This window comes from Aliidiomarina taiwanensis (assembly GCF_003987015.1).
Lineage (GTDB): Bacteria > Pseudomonadota > Gammaproteobacteria > Enterobacterales > Alteromonadaceae > Aliidiomarina > Aliidiomarina taiwanensis.
In genome coordinates this window covers 83213-107176 of sequence record NZ_PIPQ01000001.1, presented here as the reverse complement: position 1 = coordinate 107176, position 23964 = coordinate 83213, and the positions used below count along the sequence as shown (strand labels likewise).

At 45.4% G+C, this 23964-nt stretch carries 25 protein-coding genes; 10 read left to right on the top strand and 15 right to left on the bottom strand.

Annotated features, from left to right (window positions below):
• The first annotated feature begins 76 nt into the window (after nucleotides 1-76).
• Both CWE15_RS00460 and CWE15_RS00455 read left to right on the top strand, forming a co-directional pair.
• Entirely contained in the window at nucleotides 77-370 is a 294-nt protein-coding gene (locus CWE15_RS00460) for a type II toxin-antitoxin system RelE/ParE family toxin (RefSeq protein ID WP_126756103.1), read from the top strand.
• Between the two features lie 14 nt (nucleotides 371-384).
• A complete protein-coding gene (locus CWE15_RS00455) occupies nucleotides 385-708 on the top strand; it encodes a HigA family addiction module antitoxin (RefSeq protein ID WP_126756102.1) in 324 nt (107 codons plus the stop codon).
• Nucleotides 709-857: 149 nt separating this feature from the next.
• Here CWE15_RS00455 and CWE15_RS00450 read toward each other — a convergent pair whose 3' ends face one another.
• From CWE15_RS00450 to CWE15_RS00440, 3 genes are read right to left on the bottom strand one after another with little or no spacing between them, the layout of a single operon-like run.
• Nucleotides 858-1313 (bottom strand): hypothetical protein, encoded by a 456-nt coding sequence (locus tag CWE15_RS00450; protein ID WP_126756101.1) that lies wholly within the window; start codon nucleotides 1311-1313, stop codon nucleotides 858-860.
• Complete coding sequence (locus CWE15_RS00445; RefSeq protein ID WP_126756100.1) at nucleotides 1303-1539, bottom strand: hypothetical protein; 237 nt, start codon at nucleotides 1537-1539, stop codon at nucleotides 1303-1305. The genes CWE15_RS00450 and CWE15_RS00445 overlap by 11 nt, the downstream gene beginning before the upstream one ends.
• Nucleotides 1540-1586: 47 nt before the next feature.
• The gene (locus CWE15_RS00440; protein ID WP_126756099.1) at nucleotides 1587-1958 is read right to left on the bottom strand and encodes a hypothetical protein; all 372 of its coding nucleotides are present in this window, start codon (nucleotides 1956-1958) and stop codon (nucleotides 1587-1589) included.
• Nucleotides 1959-2080: 122 nt separating this feature from the next.
• On the opposite strand from CWE15_RS00440, the gene istA reads away from it, so the two are divergent.
• Nucleotides 2081-3574, top strand: a complete 1494-nt coding sequence (gene istA / locus CWE15_RS00435) for an IS21 family transposase (protein WP_126756098.1) — start codon at nucleotides 2081-2083, stop codon at nucleotides 3572-3574.
• Nucleotides 3567-4325 (top strand): IS21-like element helper ATPase IstB, encoded by a 759-nt coding sequence (gene istB / locus CWE15_RS00430; protein WP_126756097.1) that lies wholly within the window; start codon nucleotides 3567-3569, stop codon nucleotides 4323-4325. Before istA ends, istB begins: the two co-directional genes overlap by 8 nt.
• 50 nt (nucleotides 4326-4375) lie before the next feature.
• On the opposite strand, the gene CWE15_RS00425 is transcribed toward istB, so the two are convergent.
• The 3 genes from CWE15_RS00425 to CWE15_RS00415 all read right to left on the bottom strand — a co-directional run bounded on the left by CWE15_RS00425 (nucleotide 4376) and on the right by CWE15_RS00415 (nucleotide 6508).
• Complete coding sequence (locus CWE15_RS00425; protein ID WP_126756096.1) at nucleotides 4376-4714, bottom strand: hypothetical protein; 339 nt, start codon at nucleotides 4712-4714, stop codon at nucleotides 4376-4378.
• 113 nt (nucleotides 4715-4827) lie between these two features.
• On the bottom strand, nucleotides 4828-5046 hold the full coding sequence (locus CWE15_RS00420) for a hypothetical protein (RefSeq protein ID WP_126756095.1): 219 nt from the start codon (nucleotides 5044-5046) through the stop codon (nucleotides 4828-4830).
• Between the two features lie 460 nt (nucleotides 5047-5506).
• Complete coding sequence (locus tag CWE15_RS00415) at nucleotides 5507-6508, bottom strand: helix-turn-helix transcriptional regulator (RefSeq protein WP_157980683.1); 1002 nt, start codon at nucleotides 6506-6508, stop codon at nucleotides 5507-5509.
• Between the two features lie 214 nt (nucleotides 6509-6722).
• Between CWE15_RS00415 and CWE15_RS00410 the strand changes: the two genes are divergently transcribed.
• Nucleotides 6723-7640: a DNA-processing protein DprA gene (locus CWE15_RS00410; protein WP_157980682.1), complete on the top strand. Its 918-nt coding sequence runs from the start codon at nucleotides 6723-6725 to the stop codon at nucleotides 7638-7640.
• 99 nt (nucleotides 7641-7739) lie between these two features.
• Here CWE15_RS00410 and CWE15_RS00405 read toward each other — a convergent pair whose 3' ends face one another.
• Nucleotides 7740-7910, bottom strand: a complete 171-nt coding sequence (locus CWE15_RS00405) for a DDE-type integrase/transposase/recombinase (RefSeq protein WP_126756092.1) — start codon at nucleotides 7908-7910, stop codon at nucleotides 7740-7742.
• Nucleotides 7911-8082: 172 nt separating this feature from the next.
• Between CWE15_RS00405 and CWE15_RS00400 the strand changes: the two genes are divergently transcribed.
• The 4 genes from CWE15_RS00400 (at nucleotide 8083) to CWE15_RS00385 (ending at nucleotide 15554) form a co-directional block, all read left to right on the top strand.
• Nucleotides 8083-9462, top strand: a complete 1380-nt coding sequence (locus CWE15_RS00400; protein ID WP_126756091.1) for a hypothetical protein — start codon at nucleotides 8083-8085, stop codon at nucleotides 9460-9462.
• Nucleotides 9449-11386: a phospholipase D-like domain-containing protein gene (locus CWE15_RS00395; RefSeq protein ID WP_126756090.1), complete on the top strand. Its 1938-nt coding sequence runs from the start codon at nucleotides 9449-9451 to the stop codon at nucleotides 11384-11386. Before CWE15_RS00400 ends, CWE15_RS00395 begins: the two co-directional genes overlap by 14 nt.
• Nucleotides 11332-15102: a DEAD/DEAH box helicase gene (locus tag CWE15_RS00390; RefSeq protein ID WP_126756089.1), complete on the top strand. Its 3771-nt coding sequence runs from the start codon at nucleotides 11332-11334 to the stop codon at nucleotides 15100-15102. The genes CWE15_RS00395 and CWE15_RS00390 overlap by 55 nt, the downstream gene beginning before the upstream one ends.
• A 71-nt stretch (nucleotides 15103-15173) precedes the next feature.
• Nucleotides 15174-15554, top strand: a complete 381-nt coding sequence (locus tag CWE15_RS00385; protein WP_126756088.1) for a replication protein RepA — start codon at nucleotides 15174-15176, stop codon at nucleotides 15552-15554.
• A gap of 608 nt (nucleotides 15555-16162) precedes the next feature.
• Here the strand turns inward: CWE15_RS00385 and CWE15_RS00380 are convergent.
• The 8 genes from CWE15_RS00380 to rpmH form a co-directional block, all read right to left on the bottom strand.
• A complete protein-coding gene (locus CWE15_RS00380; RefSeq protein WP_476692292.1) occupies nucleotides 16163-17197 on the bottom strand; it encodes a site-specific integrase in 1035 nt (344 codons plus the stop codon).
• 24 nt (nucleotides 17198-17221) lie between these two features.
• Nucleotides 17222-17383: a hypothetical protein gene (locus CWE15_RS12225; RefSeq protein ID WP_476692291.1), complete on the bottom strand. Its 162-nt coding sequence runs from the start codon at nucleotides 17381-17383 to the stop codon at nucleotides 17222-17224.
• 203 nt (nucleotides 17384-17586) lie between these two features.
• A complete protein-coding gene (gene mnmE / locus CWE15_RS00375) occupies nucleotides 17587-18963 on the bottom strand; it encodes a tRNA uridine-5-carboxymethylaminomethyl(34) synthesis GTPase MnmE (RefSeq protein ID WP_126756087.1) in 1377 nt (458 codons plus the stop codon).
• 88 nt (nucleotides 18964-19051) lie between these two features.
• Nucleotides 19052-19702, bottom strand: coding sequence for a substrate-binding periplasmic protein (locus CWE15_RS00370; RefSeq protein ID WP_157980681.1), 651 nt, complete (start codon nucleotides 19700-19702; stop codon nucleotides 19052-19054).
• A 172-nt stretch (nucleotides 19703-19874) separates the two neighbouring features.
• Entirely contained in the window at nucleotides 19875-21536 is a 1662-nt protein-coding gene (gene yidC / locus CWE15_RS00365; protein WP_126756085.1) for a membrane protein insertase YidC, read from the bottom strand.
• 2 nt (nucleotides 21537-21538) lie between these two features.
• Nucleotides 21539-21841, bottom strand: coding sequence for a membrane protein insertion efficiency factor YidD (gene yidD, locus CWE15_RS00360; protein WP_126756084.1), 303 nt, complete (start codon nucleotides 21839-21841; stop codon nucleotides 21539-21541).
• Entirely contained in the window at nucleotides 21778-22167 is a 390-nt protein-coding gene (rnpA, locus tag CWE15_RS00355; RefSeq protein WP_126756083.1) for a ribonuclease P protein component, read from the bottom strand. The genes yidD and rnpA overlap by 64 nt, the downstream gene beginning before the upstream one ends.
• A gap of 25 nt (nucleotides 22168-22192) precedes the next feature.
• On the bottom strand, nucleotides 22193-22327 hold the full coding sequence (gene rpmH / locus CWE15_RS00350) for a 50S ribosomal protein L34 (protein ID WP_126756082.1): 135 nt from the start codon (nucleotides 22325-22327) through the stop codon (nucleotides 22193-22195).
• A 260-nt stretch (nucleotides 22328-22587) separates the two neighbouring features.
• Here rpmH and dnaA point away from each other — a divergent pair, with 260 nt between their 5' ends.
• Nucleotides 22588-23964 (top strand): chromosomal replication initiator protein DnaA, encoded by a 1377-nt coding sequence (dnaA, locus tag CWE15_RS00345; protein WP_126756081.1) that lies wholly within the window; start codon nucleotides 22588-22590, stop codon nucleotides 23962-23964.

The following is a 23964-nucleotide window of genomic DNA, read 5'->3' as shown; positions in this document are numbered from 1 at the left end:
AGATTCATTCTCATTTAAACGGCATTGACGCACAACATTGTTGTGCATATAATGAGCAAAAAGTGATCAGGTAACTATGGCGGTTGAATTCAGGGATGCGTGGCTGGAAGCTTTCTACGAGCAAGACCGGAGCCATAAGAAAATACCCAGCACCATTGAAGGTGCTCTGTTCAGGAAGATTCAGATTCTGGATGCCGCGACGCAGGAGTCAGACTTGAGGGTTCCACCGGGTAACCGGTTTGAGCATTTGCAGGGAAACCTGTCGGGCTGGTGTTCCATCCGGGTAAACAAACAGTATCGCCTGATCTTTCGCTGGGAAGACAGCACCGCCCTGGATACGTACCTAGACCCGCACGCGTACAAGGGTTAGAGGAGGTTATAGTTATGAGAACTACAAAACGTCGTCCCGTGACCGTGGGCCAAATGCTGGTCACCGAGTTCCTGGAGCCGGTGAACATTGAAATCAGTGAGCTTGCCGAAGCCATGGGTGTGCACAGAAACACCCTCAGCCGAATCGTACACGACAAAGGCACCCTGACAGCATCCATGGCAATCAAACTCGCAGCGGCTTTGGGGAATACGCCGGAGTTCTGGCTAAATATTCAGCACGCGGTTGAGTTATGGGATGTTCGTCATCAAGCCTACGAGCAGGAAGCGAAAAATGTGAAACGTGTAAAGCCTCACGTTCTGCCGATGAAGCAGGCCTGAAGAACAGCTCGGCTCGTAGGCTGATTAATCCTCAGCTCTTGCCTTTAAAACCTGAGTTTTTATGTAGAAATTTTTCTACAACAAGCGCTCAATATTTTAATCAGTTCGGTCATGTTATCAGCATTTTAATCCTACCAGGAGCATATCGTTTATGAGCTGATATTCTCAGCTTGTACGTCTTTTCCTAGCTTTCCTTCGTTCCAAATAAGTGCAGTATTACGCTTTAATCCTCCCTTGGACAAAGGAGTTCTTAATTCCATATGCCCCAATAGGTCTGAGCGTATCCTGATATATACTTGTATCAAAAAGTCTAAGTCATAAAAGCCATCGTATTCGTTAACCTTGACAGCTTGGTTTGGCTCCACATTGTTATATATATAGCGCGACTTGCTTTCCAACCATACTGCCACATCATCAACTGTCTGCATCCCTCCATTACTCGCAGACACTTCATCAATCATTTCACTGGACGAATTCACTAGATAAAGCTCTTCCCCATGACGGCAGAGCCATAGCCAAGGTATCGGCCCGTCCTGTCGCAGGTTTGACCCGGGAAACTTACTTGCAAACCAGTTAAAGTTGTTGTCGACTATTCTATTTTCCATCGCCAATACCTGCCTCTTTTAGTGCGCTACATACACTCAATAACTTGTCTTTAGATTGCTCGCCAAACCAAAACACAAATTCACTTTGCACAGCTTTCTCGACTTGGATACCCTCGTGTAGGCTTTGCGCAATGCCTTCCGCCAAGCGGCAGTATTCGTCATCAAGCTCATTATCCACACTTCCTGTATTCATTGGATCGAGGTAGTACAGCTTTTCGTTAATCACTTAGGTCAAGTTCTCAATGCACTTACTTGTCATTGGTATATTTCCCATTATTTTAACTGTTTAAGGTCAAACCCGAGCATAAAGAATGCTTTATCAACTTGTCTAAAGTCACTTTGCCCAAAGTTAGGTCCAAACTGATAGTTAGCTATAACTCGTAATAACCAAGAGGCCAACTTGTTTGCCTCCATCTGCTCTAGCGGAGCCCCTTTTCTCAATGGGTCAATTTTAAGCTGCTCTCGACTCTCTTTAGAAAGTCCCCGCTCACGGATATTATTTCCGTCTACAGTAAATAGGTGAGAGGAGATACTCTGCAATAATGCTCTGTTTTCATCGTCCTGTAATGTCTCCATAAATCGAGCTACAACCCAGTTCAAAAATGCAGCAACTCGTGAATCATATATGGTAGTTAAGTCAAACATGAGTGAGTAAACCTTAGTCCAGCCACTGGACTATTAAGCGACAATTAACCTGACCGGTCCACGACAATTATCTTGACCGGTTGATCTGATAGGGTTCGATACAGCAAAACGGAGGTCATGCTGTGTCGGGAAAGCAAGTTACAGATCAACAGGTTAATCTATATATGAAACTTAGGAAGGACTACAGTCAAAAGGTATCAGCGGCTAAGGCTGGTATCTCCGAGAGCTCTGGCTATCGCATCGAAAAGCAAGCACTGCAACCTAAACGCGGCCAACGAAACTGGCGAACGCGCACTGACCCTCTGGAATCAATTTGGGACAGCGTCGTACTCCCGTTGCTTGAGCAAGATAGTGACATCTCGCCGGTCGGTATTTACGACCACTTATGCGAACACCATCAAGATAAATTTAACCCCTCGTCTAGACGTACACTGGAGCGTAGAATCAAGCAGTGGCGGCATCTTAACGCTGATTCAAGCGATGTCGTCTTTGTTCAACATCATGAGCCAGGCAGATTGGGGATCGCCGACTTCACGAGAGTCCAATATCCGGTCAGCATCCTCGGTGAAGTGCTTCAGCATCAGTTGTTCCACTTTAGGTTGCCAGCGTGTGGCTGGGCGTTTGCTCAGGTAATTTATGGTGGTGAAAGCTTTGCTGCCTTCTCTGATGGCCTGCAGAATGCGTTGATTGCAGCAGGTGGCGTACCGACTGAAATCCGCACCGACAGCTTAAGTGCAGCTTATAAAAACCGTACCGAGCAGGACGACTTCACTGAGCGATTTACCGAACTGATGAAGCATTACGGCTTTAAAGCCACCCGAAACAATCGTGGAGTTGCCCAAGAAAATGGGGCTATCGAGTCACCGAATCGTCACATTAAAGCCCAGCTGGAGCAAGCGTTAAGAATACGTGGTAGCTATGACTTTACCTCAAGAAGTGATTATGAGGCGTTCGTGCAAAGCATTGTTGAACGGCGTAATCGCCGGGTTGCTGATAAGTTAGCCCAAGAACAGCGACAATTACAGCCGCTTCCTGTGCACACCAGCGTCAATTACACGGAACATTACCTACGAGTCAGCCGCACCAGTACCATCGCCTTGAAACGAGTCACTTATACAGTACCATCCCGACTGGTTGGAAGCCGCTTGCTGGTTAGGCTGTATGATAGCCGCCTGGAGCTTTATCTGGGTACCGTCCTTACTGAGACATTGCCACGAGTCTATGCGCAGGGCTCCAAGCGCGTGCGCAGCGTCAATTACCAGCACGTCATCGAGGCCCTGGTGAAAAAACCAAGAGCGTTCCGCCACTCACAGTGGCGTGATGAGTTGTTACCCAGCGACAATTACAAGCACATCTGGTCACACGTCAACGATACGATGATGGCAGATAAGGCCTGCTATTACATCGTTCGCTTGCTTCACTTAGCCAGCAAGACCGGCCATGAGCAACGACTGGGCGAGTTCGTTGTGAACGAAATAGAACACGGTCGCGTACCGAGCATCTATGACTGCGAAGAGCGATTTGCCTACCCGCCAGCAGCCATACCCAAGATGACCGTTCATCAGCATGCACTGAGTCAGTATCAGTCATTACTGCACGGGGGCAATCATGGATAAAGCCACCGCCTCCTTGCCATTAATGCTTAAGCAGCTACGCCTCGGTTCAATACGTGAGCTCTGGCAAACCATGGCCGAAAAAGCCATCCATGAACAATGGTCACCACAACAATACCTCGCTGAGTTATGCAGTGCCGAACTCGCCAGCCGCGAAGACAAGAGGCTGCAACGGCATCTGCGTGAGTCAAAACTGCCGGCAGGCAAGCACCTTAGTGGCTTTAACTTCAACGCCATAGAAGGCGTTAACAAAGCGCAGGTTCATGACTTGATAGACCGGCCCAGCTGGGTGAAACAAGGCGCTAATATCCTTTTGTTCGGTGCCAGTGGCGTAGGTAAAACCCACATCGCCAGCAGCATAGGTTACGGCCTAATCGAAGCTGGCATCCGTGTGAAGTTCAGCTCCGCAACCGCATTGGTGCAGCATCTGCAGCAAGCAAAACAAGAGCTTAAGCTTGAGTATGCACTGCTTAAACTGGATAAGTACGCGGTGCTCATCGTCGATGACATTGGCTACATCCGCAAGACCGAGCAGGAAACCAGTGTCTTGTTCGAACTCATCGCTCACCGGTATGAACGCTGCAGCATGATCATTACGTCAAATCAGTCGTTCGAGGACTGGGACACGCTGTTCGATGACTCCAGCATGACCATCGCAGCCATCGACAGGCTGGTGCATCATGCCACCATCATCCAGTGCTTGGGTGAAAGCTACAGGAGGAAAGCATCACTGAAAACTAAAGAAGAAGGATGACGACAACCCGTCAAGTTAATTGACGCTGATCAGTCAAGATAGTTGACGCTCTATACACTGGACCAAATGGCTAACTGATGGTCAACGTGCAAAAACTGTAGCGCTGAATCGTTTTCAAAGTCAGTTTTTGCTGAAAAAATTAACTCTTCTAGCCGGTCAGTACGGTAGAGATTAATCGCATTAATAATGTTCCCTTTTTGTACACCGCCCCAGTCAAAAACCTCAACACACTGAAGTAACAATTCGATACCCTTAGCTGGCTTTACTTTCGAGTTGATACTTACGGTATACCGTTCGTCCTGCTTATAGTTGTACTGCTCTCCTGCATCGGCCAGGCCACCAAAGTTAACTTCCCCTTTTCGGACGCCATAATTTATAGACTGAGCCATACTCCTTAAGTGGTCCCTATAAAAGCTTTCGAACCCTATGCTGTCGAGCATCGATTTGAGTTGCGAAAAGCCAACAGTCTTATCGAATAGACTCATTAGTTAATACTCCAGCTCTAAGACGAAATGATTTCTACAGCTGAATCGCCCAGCTCAACCCACTCATTACCAACTTCCATGAATACTTCGTTTTCAAACATGCTCATTTCAATTTTTATTAATGGAAATGTCGGCTCCACAAACTCATTCATCTCTGCCTCCATCTGCTCACCACAAAGCTTTAAATATTTTTGAGTAGCTTCAGGAGTGAGTTTTATTTGTAACTGCTTAGCCATCGTTTGCTCCTTGCTTCTGTATAAGATATTTTACTTTTTACGATATTAAGTCGAGTGTACGACAATTTGTGTCGCGTTCATTCGGTTTTTGATAACTAACCTAAGAAGATTAAGGGCATGGATTCGCTCGCAATAAAAGAGTCAAAACTAAGAGAGCTCGCGCATAGGAGACAGCGAACCACGCGGGCAGGCTTTAAAAATATTGGCGACTTCCACAACGGCATTTATGACTGCGATTTTGTTTCCCCTTACACCAAGAGCGCAAACAATATTGAAGCTGATATTATGGTAGTTCTCCAAGACTGGGCTGGGAGTAACGCTCTATCAGGACCTATAATGGAAGACGTTTTAGCACTTGGTCACTCATTAAGCTTGTGTAGTGGCAGACTAAACCCGAACAATAGGCCTCGGCTTTATTAGTACCGACATATCAGTGTTTCCTTCCTACCCAACCTACCTGTCACTCTAAATACCTATCAGCCTGAGCCTTCACTATACTAGCCATCCAATCACGCAAGCCCTTAGGGGCGATTACTTCCACATCAGAACCTAGACTCAATAACCAGCGGCGCAGCTGTCGACCATCCAACATCTCAGCCTTAACTAAGTAAGACTCTTGCTGCTCGTCATCGATTACTAATAGCTGCTGTTCCGATAATGGAGACTCTTCAAGATGGTTTTTAAGCCATTGATTCACACGAAGCTCTAATGAAATAAGCTTAGGGTCTGGCAACGCCCACTGCATTGCACCAGTATTAAGGTAGTCATCAATATTGAATGCTGGAAAAGGACGAATTGGTTCATCGAGTAGTTCGACCTTTTCAAAGCGATGCAACGCTGTAATACGCACGTCTTCAAAGTCATAAAAACGACATAATAAATACAAGGTGCGCCCTTGTTGAACAAGCCCGTATGGGTGGATTACCCTTTCTGACTTACCTTTATAGGTGGCACAAAACTGACGATTTTCTAGCAGAGCCTCATAAATCAACCCTACTGCTTCTGCATCTACTTGTGGTGCTTGCAAGACATGCTGCGGAGAGACCCGTACTTTATCCATCCAGCTTTGATACTTGCTTGAGTTTAGCTTCTGTAGCCGTTCTTCGGCTTCCAGCTGCCAAGGTTCCAGGTGCTGTAATACTTGCGGCGGTAACAGTGACTGTAAATGCTCTAGCGCCATAGATACCGTTAATGCAGTTACTGCATCCATACCCGGGAAAGCCATGTGTTGTCCATGCTGACTAAACGCCCAAGACACGCCCGTATTTCCTTGCCCGCTTGGTTCGCTCTGTATCAATGGAAAGTGACTAGATAATTTCACTAAGTCTCGCTGCACAGTGCGCAAGCTAACGCTGTAGCCTGCATCGGCTAGACGAGCGTGCAGTTGTTGGCTACTAACATAGCGCGGCTCTCTAGGAATCTGCTGTAACATTAGCAATAGGCGCAATGAAGAATCAGCCATAATCACTCTCTCTTTAAAAATTATCATTCATGCAGTGAATTTAACAATCCTATACGACACAGATTGTCGCTGCTATTTTATATCCTAGCTTTAATTAGTACTTTTCATGAAGAGTTTGTAGTGCTTTAGCATTATGATACAAGCTCACTCGCCTTACTTTAGGATAATGTTGGGAAGCACTTACAACGTTTTAGCTTTATATAATTGGAATGATATGAATATACTTGATGCGCTCGCACTTAAAGAACTCAAAGGCGTTGGTGATGAAACGATAAGCTCGCTGTTGATTTTTGCAGCGGCAAATGGTTTCAAAACTCTCGAAGATATTGCAGGAGTACGCACTCAAAATTTGCCATTAAAAAGAACACCTTCTTCATTGGTTGAATTTTTAAAGGTAGGTCATTTTGAGTCTGCAAGAAAGCAAATATCTGAAAAAATTGAAGAGTGGAGACTGCAAGGTATCAAGGTAATAATGCGTGGTGATGCTAAGTATCCTTCTCACTTACTGGAAGTCGTTAAGCCACCGCCATTTCTTTTTTGCAAAGGAAACGTGGAGCTACTGCAAAGTAACAAAGCAATCGCCGTCGTGGGAACTCGTAATAACACCGCATTAGGTAAAGAGCTTACTAAAAGCACTGTTGAAGCGTTTGCGAGTAAAGGCTTTGCAATAATTAGTGGTTTAGCACTAGGGATAGACGCTATTGCACATCGTGCTGCGTTAGACTTTCGCGTACCCACAATCGCTGTGCTGGTTGATTTGGCAACGATCTCCCCTGCCGTTAACCGAAAGCTAGCAAATGAAATACTCGATAATGGTGGGCTTTGGGTTTCAGAAAATCCGCCGGGCACTCGTTCAATTCCGGCTTTATTTGCTAAACGGGATAGAATTCAAGCAGGGTTAGCGTCAGCAGTTTTTGCCATAGAAACAACCATTGATGGCGGCACTATGCATGCCGTTAATGCAAGCTATGCAATGGGCCGTCCGGTTTTTGTTCCTGATAGCCAAGCTGCGGGGTATCCTGACCTAAGTATTCCAGCAATATCAGGTACACAAAATCTTGTTAAGGAGCAGCGTGCAAGTTACTACTCTGAAGATTCCTATGAAGAAATTCATAGTGATTTATTAAGTTAAACAGCCTGCTGGTATGACTTTTAGCTATGCTAATTAAAGGCGGTAACTGGCTCTACTAACTGCTTTATACCTAGCTTAGTTAGCGAGCTTTTTAACTTTTTAACTTTTTAACTTTTTACTGGTGTACTGGGAGCCACGGTCACTATGGAAAACAACACCTTTTGGATGCTTTCTAAGCCAATAGGCTTGCTTAACCGACTGCAACACAAGATCAGTTGTCATACGTTTGTTAATAGACCAGCCAATGATTCGGCGAGAATACAAATCCATAACCCCCTCTTTTTGTTTCAAAGCACGAAGAGCCGCTGCAATTAGGTAATTCAAAATTACTGGCTTACAATTCGAAGAACAAATTACAAGCAACGCCTATTAACGCAGAAAATTTTAGTGAATTATTGATGAGTAAGATCTCGAACTCACTCAGCTAGACAAGGAAACGTCCGTGAATTTTAAATTAGCAGACATCATTACCGATGCTAACAAAGACATAGCTTCGTCACTTTATATAGACCCACTTGGAATGCTAGTTATTTGGTCGAGCTATGGCGAGGCTATATTCGAAAAGCGAGTGAACTCTATTTCGAACGACGTTCGCAACTTCACGGTTAATTTGATGCATCATGGGGTGGTTCAGTCACTAATTTCGGATAGTTCATTTGTTATACCAGAACATCTCAAAAATTTTGTCGGTGATAAAACGAGTTCCCGCTTTGCCCAAACCTGCTTGCTTCATTTAGAAAATATCTATGTATTTTCGATGCTTACCGCAAAGGAAAAGAATGTCGATACATCGGGAATACTCGGTAGTAATAATGGTCGTAAAATCTTAGATGCGGAAGACGAAAACCCCAAACTTGTTTTTACCACCAACAGAGAAGGCCAAATTCTGGTGCGTCAGTTGGGCTTAGGTGTCAGCGGGCGTTACCGCACACCGTTTTTAGAACTTGGCTATTTTGATAAGTATTACCATTATAACCATGACGATGTTTCAAAACAGCGTTGGGATGAATATAGACTACTGCTCGCCCAAAAGCCGATTTTGCAATCATACTTTGATGCTGCCGTATCTTACATTAAGAGTTTAATAAAAAGCGCTGAGAGTTCAAAGTCTCCACTGGAAATTCAGTTCAGCGATATACCGGATAACTTTAAAAATGCGTGCAGAGTCGCGTTTTCGACATCAGGAAAAGTCGGTGAAATCACGCGAGATTATTGGCTTAAAGTAACCGGTTTAGACCAAGGCGCTGCTGGTATTTTATTAAAGGCTTTAAGAAATCAGTCTGGTGGCGGCATCGAACCCGAAGACGTTTTTAACGCGGCCTTCAATGATGAAAATGCCGAAGAAAGAGAAAAACTTGAACATGTCATGCAAGTTGAGCCCTTTCTGACCCGTATTAATTTGTTGTTTACGCTCATTTGCCGCCAAAATTCTCAAACGATGCGAGATATCGAGAGTGAGTGGCTGAAGTATGGCGGGACCAACGCAACATTGGCAGACCTGTATAAGAATATTTCTGATTCAGCCAAACATGTTTTAACCGGTTCTGCACGACAACGATTCGAAAAATTATCAGGTGTCGCTCAATGTGACACCTTGCAGCAGCAAATAGCAGAGCTAATAAGCTACCACAAATCCGTAATGCACACGCGAGGGCAGCAACCTTGGGTAGAATTGCGAAATGGCATAACCAAATTACATGCACGACCACTAAGCCCTCCTGATTCTGCCAAAGAACTCAAATGGGTAAATTCCTATTACTTGCACCAATTTAATAACTTAATACGCGGCTATTTTGGAGGAAACGACCATGCAAATGATTGATTCATTCAAACAAGCGATTAAGCAAGTTGGGAAGGTTGAAAAGGTATGGCTTACAAGCTTTACAATTGATATTGAGTTTATCGAAACCTATTTGCTGCCCATTATTGTCGATGACGCGAATAATAAACCGCGAACGCATATGGATTACGAGCGGTTACAACAGCTTTATGTTGAGTCAACGGTTGATGTTCGTGTTTTCTGCGATAAGCGATTTTTGGAAGGAGAAGCCGGTAGCCGATTGAAGCGCACGTCAATTCCGGTGCATGGCGTATTGCCGAGTCTCGGAGAGCCCAAAAACAAACAGTTTACAGAAGATAGCTTATTTCACCCCAAAGTTATTTATATTCAAGGCAAAGACGGGGCGGTGCTTGGTGCTGGCAGCGCTAATTTAACTATTTCAGGTTGGGGTCGGAATCGGGAAGTTTTTAAGTTTATTGCGGTTAATTCAAAGAAATTATCCACATCGATATCCAAGTTTTTTGAAGGCACTTTTGAAAGCGCAAACGTTAAAGATTTTGACTGGAAACTGTTACCGAATTTAGGCAACTCCGAAACTGAAGAAGTTGAGTTTCATCATAGTTTTTCAGATACGAATTTTATCAATCGCATGATCACGGCCGATTCCCATGAACTTACTGTGTGGTCCCCTTATTTTTCTAAAAGCATTTCAAGCTTTATCGAGAAAATAGAAAACGCAACAAATAACCGTCAGATCACGTATAGAATCGTGCCAGACCTTGTTAACGGTAAAACAATTCGGTCAGTATCGGATGAAGCTCTCAATCAACACCTGCAGTCTCAAAAATTAGCTTTTCACAAACGCCCAGAGGCAATTGAAGCTGACGAATTTGCCATGGTGCATGCGAAAATCTGGGCCACAGAAAAGGATATTGCAATAGGTTCATGGAATTTCACGCAGCCGGGCAGTAATTTGCTATCCGGAAATTCTAGCCATTCTTCCAACGATGGTGGCAATTCAATCAACATAGAAGCGGGGTTAATTTTCTCCGCTGCTGAGGCACCATGTTTGTATGGTGAAGCTATTGATGAACCGCAATTTAGCGACCATTCTGAGCTTGAGCGTGAAAAGCTCGAAGTACCAGCTCTACCGCCTTTTAACGTACAAGTAACGCTCGATTGGCGGCAGTTAACATATCAGCTTAACGTGAGCAGTTTGCTTTGCGTAAAGCAATACACACTAACATTACCCGGCGTAAAATCGCCTGTGGCAATTGAACCTGCCGAAAGTGGACAAACCTTAAAGGTCAATGACGAACAGGCACTTATCAATAATCGCCGCTTTTACATTAAGAAAGGTGATGAAATTGAAAGTTCAGGATTTATTATTGAAACGAATAAAGATTATCGACGCAACCAGAAGTTTGAGGATTTAACTAGCCTTATTGATGCTGCAGCCTTAAGCATGGACCATGAAAACAGTCAGAGACTGGTCTATCGATTCAGCGCTAGCCCAGATGACAATTCAGAATCATGGGAAGATAAGCAAATTGGAGTTAATCGAGAATCACCGACAGCAAGTTATTTTAAACTCTTTTTAGCGTGTCAAAACTTCAGCAAGCGGCTAGAGGAAGTCGCTCAAACTCCCAAGTCGGCTCGTAAGAAAGAGCGGCAACTCAAAAAATTCGATCAAATTTTATTATCCATGCCTGGCTGCCTCCTTGAATGGGTTGAGAAAGCTAACGAGCAACAAGACGACTCCGTTTATTCTTGGTTTATAGCCGAAGAAGTGAAGCAACTTGTGCAGCTAGCCCAGCAATATAGAGCTCAGTTAGCAAACGATAATTTTGATTGGTCTCGCTTCAATATAAATCAACAAAAACCGTCACAACTTTCGCCGGAACTTATTTCATGGATACGCACAGAGGGGAATTACGCCCGTGCAATCGAGAAGGAAACTCGCTAATGGTATGGGAAATGATAGCGCCAGAAATTGTCAGCGAAGCCATTAACTTCAACGCGACAAAAGACGAGAAGTGGCAATACGACAGCGCTAAGCGTGACTCGATGGCGGCGAAACAAACCGAGGGCGTGGCGTATTTATGGAACCTGCTCAGTAAGCATAATATTGCCTTATTGGCCGACGAAGTTGGCACCGGGAAAACCTTTCAAGCGCTTGCTGTAGCTGCATTATTATGGAAACAAAAGCCACATGCTCGTGTATTGGTGGTCGCGCCAAATACAACGTTATGTACCCAGTGGCGCAATGAATACGAAACCTTTGTACGCAAGCTCTATAAACAAATTGATCATAAAGTAAAAAGCTGCGTAAACGACAAACCTGTACAGGGAATGGAAATAGCTAAAAGTTTAGATGAGCTAGCTGCGGTGGTGCAGCGAGCCACAGCGCACATGTATTTTGTGACCATTCACGCGTTTAGTCATTTATCGCAAAAAGACGCGAGTGACAAAGCAGTAAGCGCAGCCTCAGAGGCGAAAAAACTTCATGACAAGATAAAACAAGCACCATTTTGTTGCGAAGGTTTTGATCTCGTCATTATTGATGAAGCCCATTATTTACGGAACAAAAATGGCGGATCACAGCGTACTGCAGCTGCACAGACATTTTTCCAAAATGATGATTCGCAGCTGGCACAAAAAGTCTTGTTGCTAACGGCCACCCCAAACCACACCAACAAAACCGATATCGCCAATATTCTGAGTTACTTTGTGACTTCTGATTATCCACCGTATAAGAACGCGGCAAACGATGCGCAGACATTAATGCAAATTTTTGGCTTGCGGCGGTTACGCGTTCTGTCAGTTGGAGAGGGTGATGAAACCCAAAACTTTGGTAAGTACGAGTACCGAGATGAACAAGCGCTGCCTGCGACATTTGCGGCGCACCCAGAAGCAGAAGCTTTTTTTGCAATTTATCAAAAACGACTGGTTAGCGAGCTTGAGCACAGCAAAGAAAAACGGCATTTAACCTATGGATATCTTGAAGGCTTTGAATCAATTGGCCGTGATATTGAAAAACTTGATGCCGACAACCAACAAGCTAAATCTTCCAGCGTTGATTCTCCAGCAACTGGCGAAATCAATGAAGAGGCAGAAGAGGCTAACGCTGAAGAAAACGGCGAACAAAGCAAAGAAGCTTTCTCACGCGCTCTAGACACGAAGCTATTGCAAAGCTTAACGGCAAGTTATCGAGAGAAGTTTAAGGCGTTTCCAAAACACCCGAAATACCGAGCGTTGGTTGATAAGTGTGTGCCGAGTGCCGAGGCATTAATAAATACGCCAAGTATTGAAGACCTAAAACATCTAATTTTTGTGCGTCGAATTCCGTCGCTGCGAGAACTAACGCAACGTATGAACGAGCGCTATGATGCTGAATTAGCGACGTTGATGTTACATGGTTGGGCCGACGGCTCGGTCGATAACTTAGTGAAGGCGAATTATAAGCGAGATGTATTTTCCGAGATTATCAAACAAGTAGGCAAAGCTGACATTGCTGAAAACCTTGACGTTGACCCCGAAAACGACGACGACCAAGAAGCCACCAAAGGCAACGAATCATTAGCATCCGCCGTCGCACAATTGTTTGTTGTAAAACGTGATTTACATTCGCAATCAGACGCTGCCAATGTGAAACTTCGATTTATCAAAAATGAAAGTATCTATTCGTTGTTTTTTGAACCCGCTGCGGATTACAAACAAGCGGGCTACTCTTACCATTACCGCAGCGATGACACAAACAAGCGCGCGCTTTATAAAAGTGCAGCACAAGACGCGCGCTACAAACAAACCAAAGACTCTGATTTGCTCTCTGAAGTTGAGATGAGCAAGCAGCAAAATCATTCAGAAGACCGTTTTAATACAGAGCTGACAACATGTTGGGGGTTAGTTTACGCAGAGCTGACCGACGCTGAGAGAAAACAATTAGCAACATGGCAAGATAAGACGCCAAAAATAGTAGAGAACTTTAGCAACTACATTCGCGCTGGGTTTTTATATGCAAGCCCCGTATTTCTTGAAGTTTACGCATGGTTCAAGACCTATGAAAAGCAAGAATCAGGCTCACATCTAAGCGCGGAAACCAGCTATCGAGGTTTTTGCGAGTTCGTAAAACTCAAGTTGCCTAACTCGCTGTTGCTTAAATACTTTAAAGCTGCGTTAAATACCTTTGAAATGCTTTGCGAAAAAATTGTCGGGCATAAATTAGACGACTGGAAGCGCGAATGGACCCAGCTAAAAAGCCAAACGAACCCCGTTTGGTTTGCTAGCGGTGATACGGCCGCTAGCACCCGAGAAAGCTTAAAGCTTGGCTTTAATAGCCCATTTTACCCACATGTTTTAATTGCAACGTCGGTATTCAAAGAGGGCGTGAATTTACATTTAAACTGCCATCAGGTACACCATTACGGCTTAGCTGGTTCAGCGGGTGACAACGAGCAGCGCGTAGGGCGAGTTGACCGCATGTATGGCTCGTTAAATCGGCGTTTGGGAACAGGCGAAGGCACGTTAAAAATACTTTACCCATTTTTAGCCGCCTCAATTGACGAAGACCAAGTTGCATCATTTATTCGACGCAAGCGCGACGTTGAAAATCAGCTGGACAAATGTTTGCAGGACAACGCCGATGACGTGATTCATCAAGAAGAAACGGCAAGTTGGCAGCACTTACTGCATAAGCCTGTTAGAAAGGATGCAAATGCGTCGGAACCTCATGATGCTGTTGACCCATATCCGGCGACGTTTGATGGCCTATTGCGCGATAGCGCCGTGAGTGAACAAAAAGCAGAAGACACCTACCCGCGCCCCGATATTACAAGCCAATTAAAGGAGTTATTAACAAAAGCAAGCGCTGCAAATTTACATGCAACCGACGAAAAATCTGAGTGGCTATATAAACTAGAGCGACAATTATCGGCCACCAATGATACGACAGAGCGCTACCAACCCATATTCGTGAAGCTTGATTTTTCGGCAGCATTTTCGGCCGTGGTGCCAGATACAGCCTATATTGTTCGGCTGGCATCACCTATTGCTAGCAAAGACACACTGCAGCAGGTTGCTGAACCAAACTGGCCGAGGTTGGTTACTGAGCTGACCCAGCATTACCCGTTGGTGCGGGCCGTGTTAAACAACGAAGCGCAGAATAGCCATTTTTATTTGAGCGCAGTATGTGAGCTACCGTTGTTTGCGAATGACGGCAAGCTTGGCTTGTTGTCACAGGCGGAAATAACGCTTTGCCTACAGCAGCTTGAAGCCTTTGCCGATGCGCTTGAATATGCGCTATTTAATGGACAGCAGGATTTGCGCATGAAGCATGTTCTGACAGGAACGAGTGTGCGTGGAAGTGGTCAGGCTAGCATTCACAACAGAACTGTTGATTTTAGCCAGGCCGAGTGGCGAAAGTATTCTTTGGCAAGCGGCGACGTTGAAATTATTCAAGCTGTGGTTGATCTTGAGACTTTGAAAGGAATGCTAGGTAAGCATAAACCCGCAATGGCTCACATCGCGATGCATTGCAATTCGCTGTTTCCGTTTATCAATTTTGTGGCTGATGATACGGCCGGCGATACAGGAAAAGTGATGGCGCAGATTGCGTTTCCTAGTGTTGATTTTAATGAGGAAGAGCGTGGGGTTTTGAAAGCTTGGTTTAATATTATTTGTTAGTGTTTAGTTTTCAACGATAGGCCTAAGTATAGGGAAAGATTTGGTCTGTATCCCGTAAGGCGCTTATCTCAATGCGTCCTGGTAAAAATTCGAGTTGGTCATCAACAATCCGTCTGGATGAAGAGTTCTATCAAAGCATTCTTAGTAATGCTGTGCCAGTTTCGGCCCACGCGATCAAAGCTTTGACTAAAAACCCACTCGCCATCGATTTCTACTGTTGGTGGAATTGGCGAGTCCATTCAATGTCGCGTAGAAAGCAAATTGAAATCCCCCTCGATGCCCTGAAGCTTCAGTTCAGCAGTGAAACGAAAGAGCGGAGAGACTTCCGTCGTAAGCTGGAAAATGCCGCTATATTAGCGTCGATTTTCCATTATGAGATATTCAACAGCACGCTTTTTCACAGCGATAAACTGATAATTACCAAGACGAATCCTCATATCGCCCCTAAGTGAACAAAAGCCTCGGGGCGAATCCTTCTTTGTTCGCATCTCCTCATTCAAAGCCCTAGCAAGTCCACTTCGATTACGATAATTATGATAATTACAGCACCTATGGGCGGCATTCTCGTTAAGTCGAATTCGCTCCCATGGTGGATAACCCTGTTCATAACTGATGTTATCCACGTCACTAGTGCCACACCTATAAGTAAATCAATTGAATTTAAAGGATAAATTATCGTGTTGGACAGTCAGTCGGTCGGACTGACGTAGGCACTTTCCAGAAAATTTTCTCAATTCGGCTCAAACCGCCCAAATTGGGTAAAAGCAGACCCGTCGTTTCGCATCTCTCTCCTTCATCATAAACCCATCAAAGCGAATCAAAGACAATGTGGGTGAATGATGTCTGGAGCAGAACAGTTATCGTGCGTGATGAATGAATTGGCAGAAATCAAAAAAATCTTGGCTGATTTCGTTTCGGGAACAGCTTCGAATGACACCAGTAACGTGAACCTCCCTCCTTCTGGATTGGATTGAGGCCAACCGCATCAAATCTCAGAAGGATGTGCAGAACGACGTTGAGCAGTTTATGAAAAACTCTCGCCGTCCTGGACGTAAAGCGCCTAAGCGATAGTCATGGGGACTGTCTGCCCGCAGCGGGAGCATCTATTGTCCTCACTTTCACGCTCTTTGAAGATGTCTGGAAAGCTTCTCATGGCCGTTACGCGGCGACTCTCAAGAATGTCAGCGTATATTTCGGTAGTGCGTAATTCACTGTGTCCAAGAAGCCTAGAGAGTGAGTATATGTCTACTCCCCGGTTGAGCTGCGCAACGGCGAAAGTGTGTCGTCCAGCGTGGAAAGTAACGTGTTTTGTTATCCCAGCTCTCATTGCCCATTGCAGCAGCGCCACGTTGAAGTAGCTATTGTATTTGAGGCCGACGAAAACTCGGTCGTCTGGTTCGCCCTTTTGATCTATATCCAACAGCTTTACAGCCGAGTCTGGAAGGTCCAGATACACAAGGGAGTTTCCACCGTTTTTGAGCTTTTGCTGGTCAAAAATGATTCGATAGTGGCCGGGCTCAAACTCCTCAATTTCACGCCATGTGAGTTTATTGATGTCACTCCAGCGGAGACCGGTAGTGCAACTGAACAAAAAAGTGCGTTTCAGGACATCGTAGCGACACTCTGCTTTTGCCAGCGCACGAACCTCATCCAGAGAGAGGTAGGTTCGCTTAGTGTTTTCTGCCTTGACACTTTTCACCCGTTGAACCGGGTTGTCCCTGATCATGCCCTCTCGATATGCTTCATTCAGAGCAGCCCGAAGTTTATTGAAGTAGCTCGATGCAGTATTTTTGGCGAGCCGGGTTTTCGATTTGGTGAGCTTTTCCTCCAGTAGGTACTTGCGGAACCCTTCCAGGAACGTCTTATCAATCTCCTCAAAGGTGAGCTCAGCTCTGCCGTGGTAGTTTCTGAGGTGCTTACCTGCCGAGATCCAGATTGAATAATTAGAAGCGCTTCCAGACTCTTTGGTCGAGGTTAATTGGTCATAGTAGTCAAAGAAGCTTGAGGCCAGTTTCACTCGATCTTCAAGCTTGAATTTATTGGCATGTGATTCAACAAGGCGTGCAGATCTTGCAGCTTCGGCCTGGCGCATCATTTCCTTGTTGTGTTGCCGTTCAGCCTAAGTCTTGGGGTTGTGATACACGTACAGCTCAAGAGGCTCGTAATCCCGCTTAGGCCGCTTCTTTCCGTCTTCCCCTTCGACTACACCGTAGTAGTACACCAGGCGAAGCTGCTGTAGCCCCTTCGAGTTGGGGTTCCGCTTGTTAACAGATACCTTCATGTTTGCTCCAATTTTGATCCCATTGCTCCCGAATTCTAACCTTGGAGCAAATCGGGATAAATTTATAGTGAAACGGAGCAAACTAGAAGAAAACGCGGGAAAAAGGTTTCTGAGGAAAAAGTAATTTATGTCCTTACAAAACAACAATTTATTTTGATATGTTTTGATAGGTTTCACGGGACTTTACCACTTAAGAATGAGGTTCACTTCCCGATACAAAAACTGCCAAATATTTTACTCAGCAAGTCGTCGCTGGTGAATTCGCCGGTAATTTCATTCAGGTGTGACTGGGCTAAGCGCAGCTCTTCAGCCAGAATTTCGCCAGCGGCAAAGGTTTCAAGTTGCTCTTGGCCTATAAATAAATGCTGCTTGGCCTGCTCTATGGCTTCTAAGTGGCGACGCCGTGCCATAAAGCCACCTTCAAGGTTGGTGTTAAAGCCCATGCATTCTTTTAAATGTTCGCGTAAGTGTTGCAAACCCACTTCTGCAGAAGCCGATAGTGCAAGTACGTGAATACCCTCTACTTCTTGTATTCCAGGCGCATCGCCGGTTAGATCAACTTTATTTCTGATCACACTAAAGGGAATATGCTGGGGGAGGCGTTTATAAAACTCCGGCATAATGTCTTTAGGGTGGGTAGCATGGGTTTCTGTGCTGTCCACCATAAATAACACCCGATCGGCTTGTTCGATTTCTGCCCAAGCCCGCTCGATACCAATTTGCTCTACCTTGTCGGGGCTTTCACGTAAGCCGGCTGTGTCAATAATATGCAAGGGCATACCATCAATCTGAATATGCTCGCGCAGTACGTCGCGGGTTGTGCCTGCTATGTCGGTAACAATGGCAGAATCATGGCCTGCTAATGCGTTCAATAAGCTCGACTTACCGGCATTGGGTTTACCTGCAATCACCACCCGCATGCCTTCACGCAGAAGGCTGCCTTGTTTTGCTTCCGCTTCAACGGCTAATAAATTATCAATAATGCTTTGTAAGTCGGCGGCCACTTTGCCGTCGCTCAGAAAGTCTATTTCTTCATCGGGAAAGTCAATGGCTGCTTCGACGAACATGCGTAAATGAATAACCGCATCGACTAATTGGTCGATGCGGTGCGAGAAGTTGCCTTGTAAACTTTGCAGCGCCATACGTGCGGCCTGTTCTGAGTTTGTTTCAATTAAGTCGGCAATGGCTTCTGCTTGGGTTAAGTCAATTTTATCGTTCATAAAAGCGCGTTCGCTGAACTCGCCGGGGCGGGCTAAACGCACTTTAGGCTGGGTCAAAATGGCTCGGATAAGCATGTCGAGTACCACAGGGCCACCGTGACCTTGCAGTTCAAGTATGTCTTCACCGGTAAATGAGTTAGGCCCTTCAAAATACAAAGCGATGCCTTGGTCAATAACCAAGCCGGAAGCGTCTTTGAAGTCGGTATACAGTGCATAACGGGGCTTTGGACATTGCCCAAGAATTTGCTTGGCAACATTTTTCGCCTGGCTGCCGCTTACACGCACAATACCGACACCGCCTTTGCCCGGTGGTGTCGCTTGCGCAACAATAGTGTCTGTATTGAAAGCTTGTTCGCCCATGAAGTTCCTATGCCGTAAGTAAGAATAATGGGTTTCATTATACTCGGCTTAACTTGGCTTAGGAAATTTACATAGGGAAGGGCCCTTGTTACTGAATGGCGACAAAGGTTTCGTGTTGCATAACCTGCTGCAGAGCTTGGGTTAAGGGCTCCACCAAATTTTCATGCCGCTTGTGGATGTAGTGGTACACAAGCCAGGTTTCTAAGTCTGGTGTTACGCGGTAAATACCGCTTACTTGCATATTATTAAGCACCTCTTGGGCTATCGAACCGGGTGCAATTAAAGCGTCGCTGCGGCCACTGTTTAAACGTAAAAAAGCTTGTTCTAAGGTGGTCACTGTATTGTATGGAAGGTCCCCTAAGCGCCCGATAATAATACTGGTGCCTTTTAGCACGTCAATTCGCTTGCCGTGTAAGTCAGCCCAGTCATTTGGGTAGAAATGTGGGTCGTTGGTAAATACAGCCGCGGCAGACTCGTCGATTGGGACTGGTATGCGGATCATGTCTGGGGCTTGGTGTGCAGCCACCTCGGTGCGTGCAAGTTCGCCATCAAGAATAATTCCGCGGTTACTCTCGTAGAAACTTCGAGCGTAGGGCATGGGCAATAAACGAATGTCGTAACCAATGTGTTGGTAAGCCGCTTGAACATGCTGAAACGATTCGTGGGACGTGTCAACTTCTTGCATGGTGCCTATCACAAGCTCTTTTTCCTTCGCAGTAACGAACACTGGACTACTCACGAAAAGAGCCACAACGAAAAAGACGACCAGGTTTTGAAACTTCATATCAATTGAACGCTCACATAAATACATCAAGTGTTGCGTAATTGTATTCTAGTTGGGGTTGGATGTCACACACAAAAAACCCGACCTAAGGTCGGGTTTTGTAGGCTTTCAAGAAGAAAGTTGAGTATTATTTCAAGCCTTTCTTATCAAACTGACGATAAATCCATAACATTTGCGCTATAGTGATGAGGTTACTAACCAACCAGTATAGAACCAAGCCAGCAGGGAAAAATAGGAAGAAGACGGTAAATACCACCGGCATCATTTGCATAATTTTCTGCTGCATAGGGTCTGTCATAGGGGTCGGCTGTAAACGCTGCATAAAGTACATGCTGGCACCCATTAACAGAGGCAGAATGAAGTACGGGTCACGGCTGGACAAGTCGTTTATCCACAGCGCAAAGTCTGCGTGGCGTATTTCTGGGCTTTCTAGTAATACCCAATACAAAGCTAAGAAAATTGGCAACTGTAAGAACATAGGCAAACACCCACCGAGCGGGTTTACCTTTTCTTCTTTGTACATGCTCATCATGGCTTGCGACATTTTTTGCTTGTCGTCACCAAAGCGTTCTTTTAATTCGGCCATGCGGGGGGCAATTTTACGCATTTTGGCCATGGACGTATGCTGTGCCTTGGTTAACGGGTAGAGCAAACCTTTGATAATAATGGTGATAAGAATAATAGCTACACCATAGTTTTTAACAAAGCCAAACAAGAAGGCAATTAACCAGTGAATAGGCTGGGCAAGCCACCACAGGAAGCCATAGTCAACGGTTAAGTCAAGGTGGTTTGCTAGTTCAGCTAGGCGCTCTTGGTCTTTCGGCCCCATGTAAATTTGGCTTTCAAAGTCGTATTGGCTGCCTGCTGGAATATTAATAACCGGGCCAACAAAACTAATACGCGCAGCATTTGTCGCTGCCGACGTGCTGGTACGTAAGTAGTTCAGTGCGTTTTGGTCGGGCACCCAAGCGGTGACAAAGTAATGCTCTAGCATAGCCACCCAACCGGCTGAGGTGTTCTGTTCTAAGTTGCGCTTTTTAATGTCTTTAAAGCTGTACTTCTTATAGCGGTCATTTTCTGACGAATAGGCCGCACCTCGGTAGGTGGGCATAAACATAGAGCGGTCATTCGACACCATGGTTTGCGTTAAGCGACCAAAAAGCGCCATATTCAAGCTGGTATTGGTGTTGTTATTGACCTTATGGTGTACATCCACAGCGTAGTCGCCGCGTGTAAATACATATTCTTTGGTAACCGTGCTGCCATTTTCAGCAGTATAGGTTAGAGGAACACGCAGGGTGTCGCCGGTTAAGCGGAAGTGGTCCGTTGAAACTGTATACTGAGGACGGGTGCTGGCGTTATCAAACCCATCCGGCCCGGTCAAACCGCTTTCTGCAATGTGCATAGCACCTTGCTCTTGGAATAAAATGCTGTAGCGAGCGTCTTCACCAAGTTCTTTGGCATGCTCTAATAGTTCGGCCCGAACAATGTCACCGCCGCTTAGGCTAATACGAATGTCGAATAAGTCTGTGGTCACACGTACCGTGTCGGCGCTGTCGGTCACTTCGGACGCTTGGACAGAAGGGGTGTCCACTGTATTTACGCTGCTTTGACCTGCCTGAGGAATACCGTTGCTTGTCGCAGTATTCGGTACGGTTTGAGCCTGTGCAGATGAGCTCTGCGAATCAATTCCAGGCGTTTTAGCAACATCTTTTAATGTCCATTGCTGGTACATAAAAAATGACATCACCAAAAAGAGTATGATTAATAATGTGCGTCGCGAATCCATAGTTACTTCGTCTCTCGTTTTTTGCTCTGCGATTGTTCGCCAGACTTATGGGTCATGTGGCTGTGCTGCTCATTTCCCGGTATAGGATCAAATCCACCCGGATGACCCGGGTGGCATTTACTTATTCGCCGTATGGCAAGCCAGCTTCCTTTTATCACGCCAAACCGTTTTACCGCTTGTATTGCATATTCTGAACACGTTGGTACAAATCGGCAACGTGGCCCAAGCAAAGGGCTTATTATCAGTTGGTAGAGTCGGATGAGGCCGATGAGTATTGCTTGCAGCGCTTGCTTAACTTTCGCCATAAATAGTTGCATAACTCTCTAAGCGCCACCTTATCTAACTCGGTTACCCCAGGTTTGGCGATAACAATAATATCAAAGCCAGCCAGTTTATGCTGCTGTAACCGAAAGGATTCCCGAATTATTCGTTTAATTTGATTTCGTTGTACGGCTAAACGTGCGTTCCGTTTGCTAACGGTAACACCTAAACGTGGATTGTCTAATGAATTCGGTTGGGCAAGAAGGGTTAGCTGCTTACTGACAGCTTTAACAGGAGGCTTGTTAAATACGCTTTGAAAATGCGCGGGAGTTAACAGACGTAACTCCCGAGGATATGCATAGTGCTTCACTTAGAGGAAAGTGAACTGTCTGCAATTAAGCAGACAGTACTTTACGCCCTTTAGCACGACGGCGGGCCAATACTTTACGGCCGTTTTTTGTTGCCATGCGTGCACGGAAGCCATGGTCGCGCTTGCGCTTAATTACGCTTGGTTGAAATGTTCTTTTCATCGCTTTATTTCCGTTACTGATCAGTGTGTCAAAATGAGCGCGGATCTTATCGAGAAATTCGATCAGTGTCAAACAAATTCGGCATTATTTGCCTGTGGATAAGTTTGCGCAGTTTCTGCAAAAAGGTGGCGTAAAGCCCCTTAATTTCGTATGATGGGTGTGCAAATAGCAGCTTGCGTGGTTATTCTTTTAAGAAGTTTTAGCGCTGCCATTACACGCTTATTCTAATAAGAAATTTTGTTTTTGAAGGGGAGTTGTTAGTGGGGAATTCTTTGTGGCAGCAATGTGCTACACGCTTGCAAAGCGAACTGTCGTTGCAAAACTTCAATACCTGGATAAAGCCGCTGCAGTCAGAGCTAGAGGAAAATACCCTGTTTTTGTATGCACCCAATCCTTATGTTATGGACTGGGTGAAAGATAAGTACTTAAAGCAAATTATTTCTTTTTTACGGGACCTAGCAGGCGACAAAGCACCTAATGTGGAGCTTCGGGTTGGCTCGCGTAAGCAAAAACCAGCACCTGAAGCACCGACTGCGTCTGCTTCTGATAATCAGCGTGCTGCATCGCCACGGCCACAGCCCACGGTGAATGTGGGTGACCGGCCTATTTCCTTGCAGCATTCAAACCTGGCGCCAACACATCGTTTCGAAAACTTTGTTGAAGGTCAGTCGAACCAACTTGCCCGAGCTGCGGCTATTCAAGTGGCAGAAAACCCAGGCGGCGCTTATAACCCCTTGTTTATTTATGGGGGCACCGGTTTAGGTAAAACTCACTTATTGCACTCGGTTGGCAATGCCATACTTGAGCGCAACCCCGAAGCGAAAGTGTATTACTTAAGGGCCGAACGCTTTGTGCAAGACATGGTGTATGCCATGAAACACAATAAAATTGACATCTTCAAAGAAAGCTACCGTTCGGTCGAAGCTTTACTTATTGATGACGTTCAATTCTTTGCAAAAAAAGAACACTTCCAAGACGAATTCTTCCACACCTTTAATTGGCTGTTAGAAGGCAATCAGCAGGTCATCTTAACCAGTGACGTATACCCAAAAGAAATTGAAGGGGTAGACGACCGCCTGAAAAGCCGCTTTGGCTGGGGGTTAACGGTTGCTATTGAGCCGCCAGACTTACCTACACGTGTGGCTATTCTCGAGCGTAAAGCTGAAGAGCGCGGCATGAAACTTCCCCATGAAGTGGCGTTTTTCATTGCGAAGCGTTTACGTTCCCATGTGCGTGAGCTGGAAGGCGCCTTAAACCGTGTGATAGCGAACGTGAATTTAACCGGTAAAGCTGTCACTATCGACTTTGTAAAAGAAGCCCTTCGGGACTTGTTGATAGCACAAGAAAAGATGGTCACTATCGACAATATTCAGCGTACAGTAGCTGAGTATTATAACATTAAGGTGTCGGACCTTATTTCGAAACGGCGCAGCCGTTCTATTGCCCGTCCGCGCCAGGTGGCCATGGCCCTTGCGAAAGAGCTAACGAACCATAGTTTACCTGAAATAGGTGACGCATTTGGTGGTCGAGACCACACGACGGTTCTTCACGCTTGTTGGAAAATCAAGGAGTTACGTGAAGAGGATCACGAAATACAACAAGATTATCGTAATTTAAACCGCACATTGTCTGTTTAA

Bases quoted from the DNA above. Each gene is read 5' to 3' on its own strand.
- CWE15_RS00460 (WP_126756103.1), top strand. From the start codon at position 77: ATGGCGGTTGAATTCAGGGATGCGTGGCTGGAAGCTTTCTACGAGCAA.
- CWE15_RS00455 (WP_126756102.1), top strand. From the start codon at position 385: ATGAGAACTACAAAACGTCGTCCCGTGACCGTGGGCCAAATGCTGGTC.
- CWE15_RS00450 (WP_126756101.1), bottom strand. From the start codon at position 1,313: ATGGAAAATAGAATAGTCGACAACAACTTTAACTGGTTTGCAAGTAAG.
- CWE15_RS00440 (WP_126756099.1), bottom strand. From the start codon at position 1,958: ATGTTTGACTTAACTACCATATATGATTCACGAGTTGCTGCATTTTTG.
- istB (WP_126756097.1), top strand. From the start codon at position 3,567: ATGGATAAAGCCACCGCCTCCTTGCCATTAATGCTTAAGCAGCTACGC.
- CWE15_RS00425 (WP_126756096.1), bottom strand. From the start codon at position 4,714: ATGGCTCAGTCTATAAATTATGGCGTCCGAAAAGGGGAAGTTAACTTT.
- CWE15_RS00420 (WP_126756095.1), bottom strand. From the start codon at position 5,046: ATGGCTAAGCAGTTACAAATAAAACTCACTCCTGAAGCTACTCAAAAA.
- CWE15_RS00415 (WP_157980683.1), bottom strand. From the start codon at position 6,508: ATGGCTGATTCTTCATTGCGCCTATTGCTAATGTTACAGCAGATTCCT.
- CWE15_RS00410 (WP_157980682.1), top strand. From the start codon at position 6,723: ATGAATATACTTGATGCGCTCGCACTTAAAGAACTCAAAGGCGTTGGT.
- CWE15_RS00405 (WP_126756092.1), bottom strand. From the start codon at position 7,910: ATGGATTTGTATTCTCGCCGAATCATTGGCTGGTCTATTAACAAACGT.
- CWE15_RS00395 (WP_126756090.1), top strand. From the start codon at position 9,449: ATGCAAATGATTGATTCATTCAAACAAGCGATTAAGCAAGTTGGGAAG.
- CWE15_RS00390 (WP_126756089.1), top strand. From the start codon at position 11,332: ATGGATACGCACAGAGGGGAATTACGCCCGTGCAATCGAGAAGGAAAC.
- CWE15_RS00385 (WP_126756088.1), top strand. From the start codon at position 15,174: ATGCGTCCTGGTAAAAATTCGAGTTGGTCATCAACAATCCGTCTGGAT.
- CWE15_RS00380 (WP_476692292.1), bottom strand. From the start codon at position 17,197: ATGATGCGCCAGGCCGAAGCTGCAAGATCTGCACGCCTTGTTGAATCA.
- CWE15_RS12225 (WP_476692291.1), bottom strand. From the start codon at position 17,383: ATGAAGGTATCTGTTAACAAGCGGAACCCCAACTCGAAGGGGCTACAG.
- mnmE (WP_126756087.1), bottom strand. From the start codon at position 18,963: ATGGGCGAACAAGCTTTCAATACAGACACTATTGTTGCGCAAGCGACA.
- yidC (WP_126756085.1), bottom strand. From the start codon at position 21,536: ATGGATTCGCGACGCACATTATTAATCATACTCTTTTTGGTGATGTCA.
- yidD (WP_126756084.1), bottom strand. From the start codon at position 21,841: ATGGCGAAAGTTAAGCAAGCGCTGCAAGCAATACTCATCGGCCTCATC.
- rpmH (WP_126756082.1), bottom strand. From the start codon at position 22,327: ATGAAAAGAACATTTCAACCAAGCGTAATTAAGCGCAAGCGCGACCAT.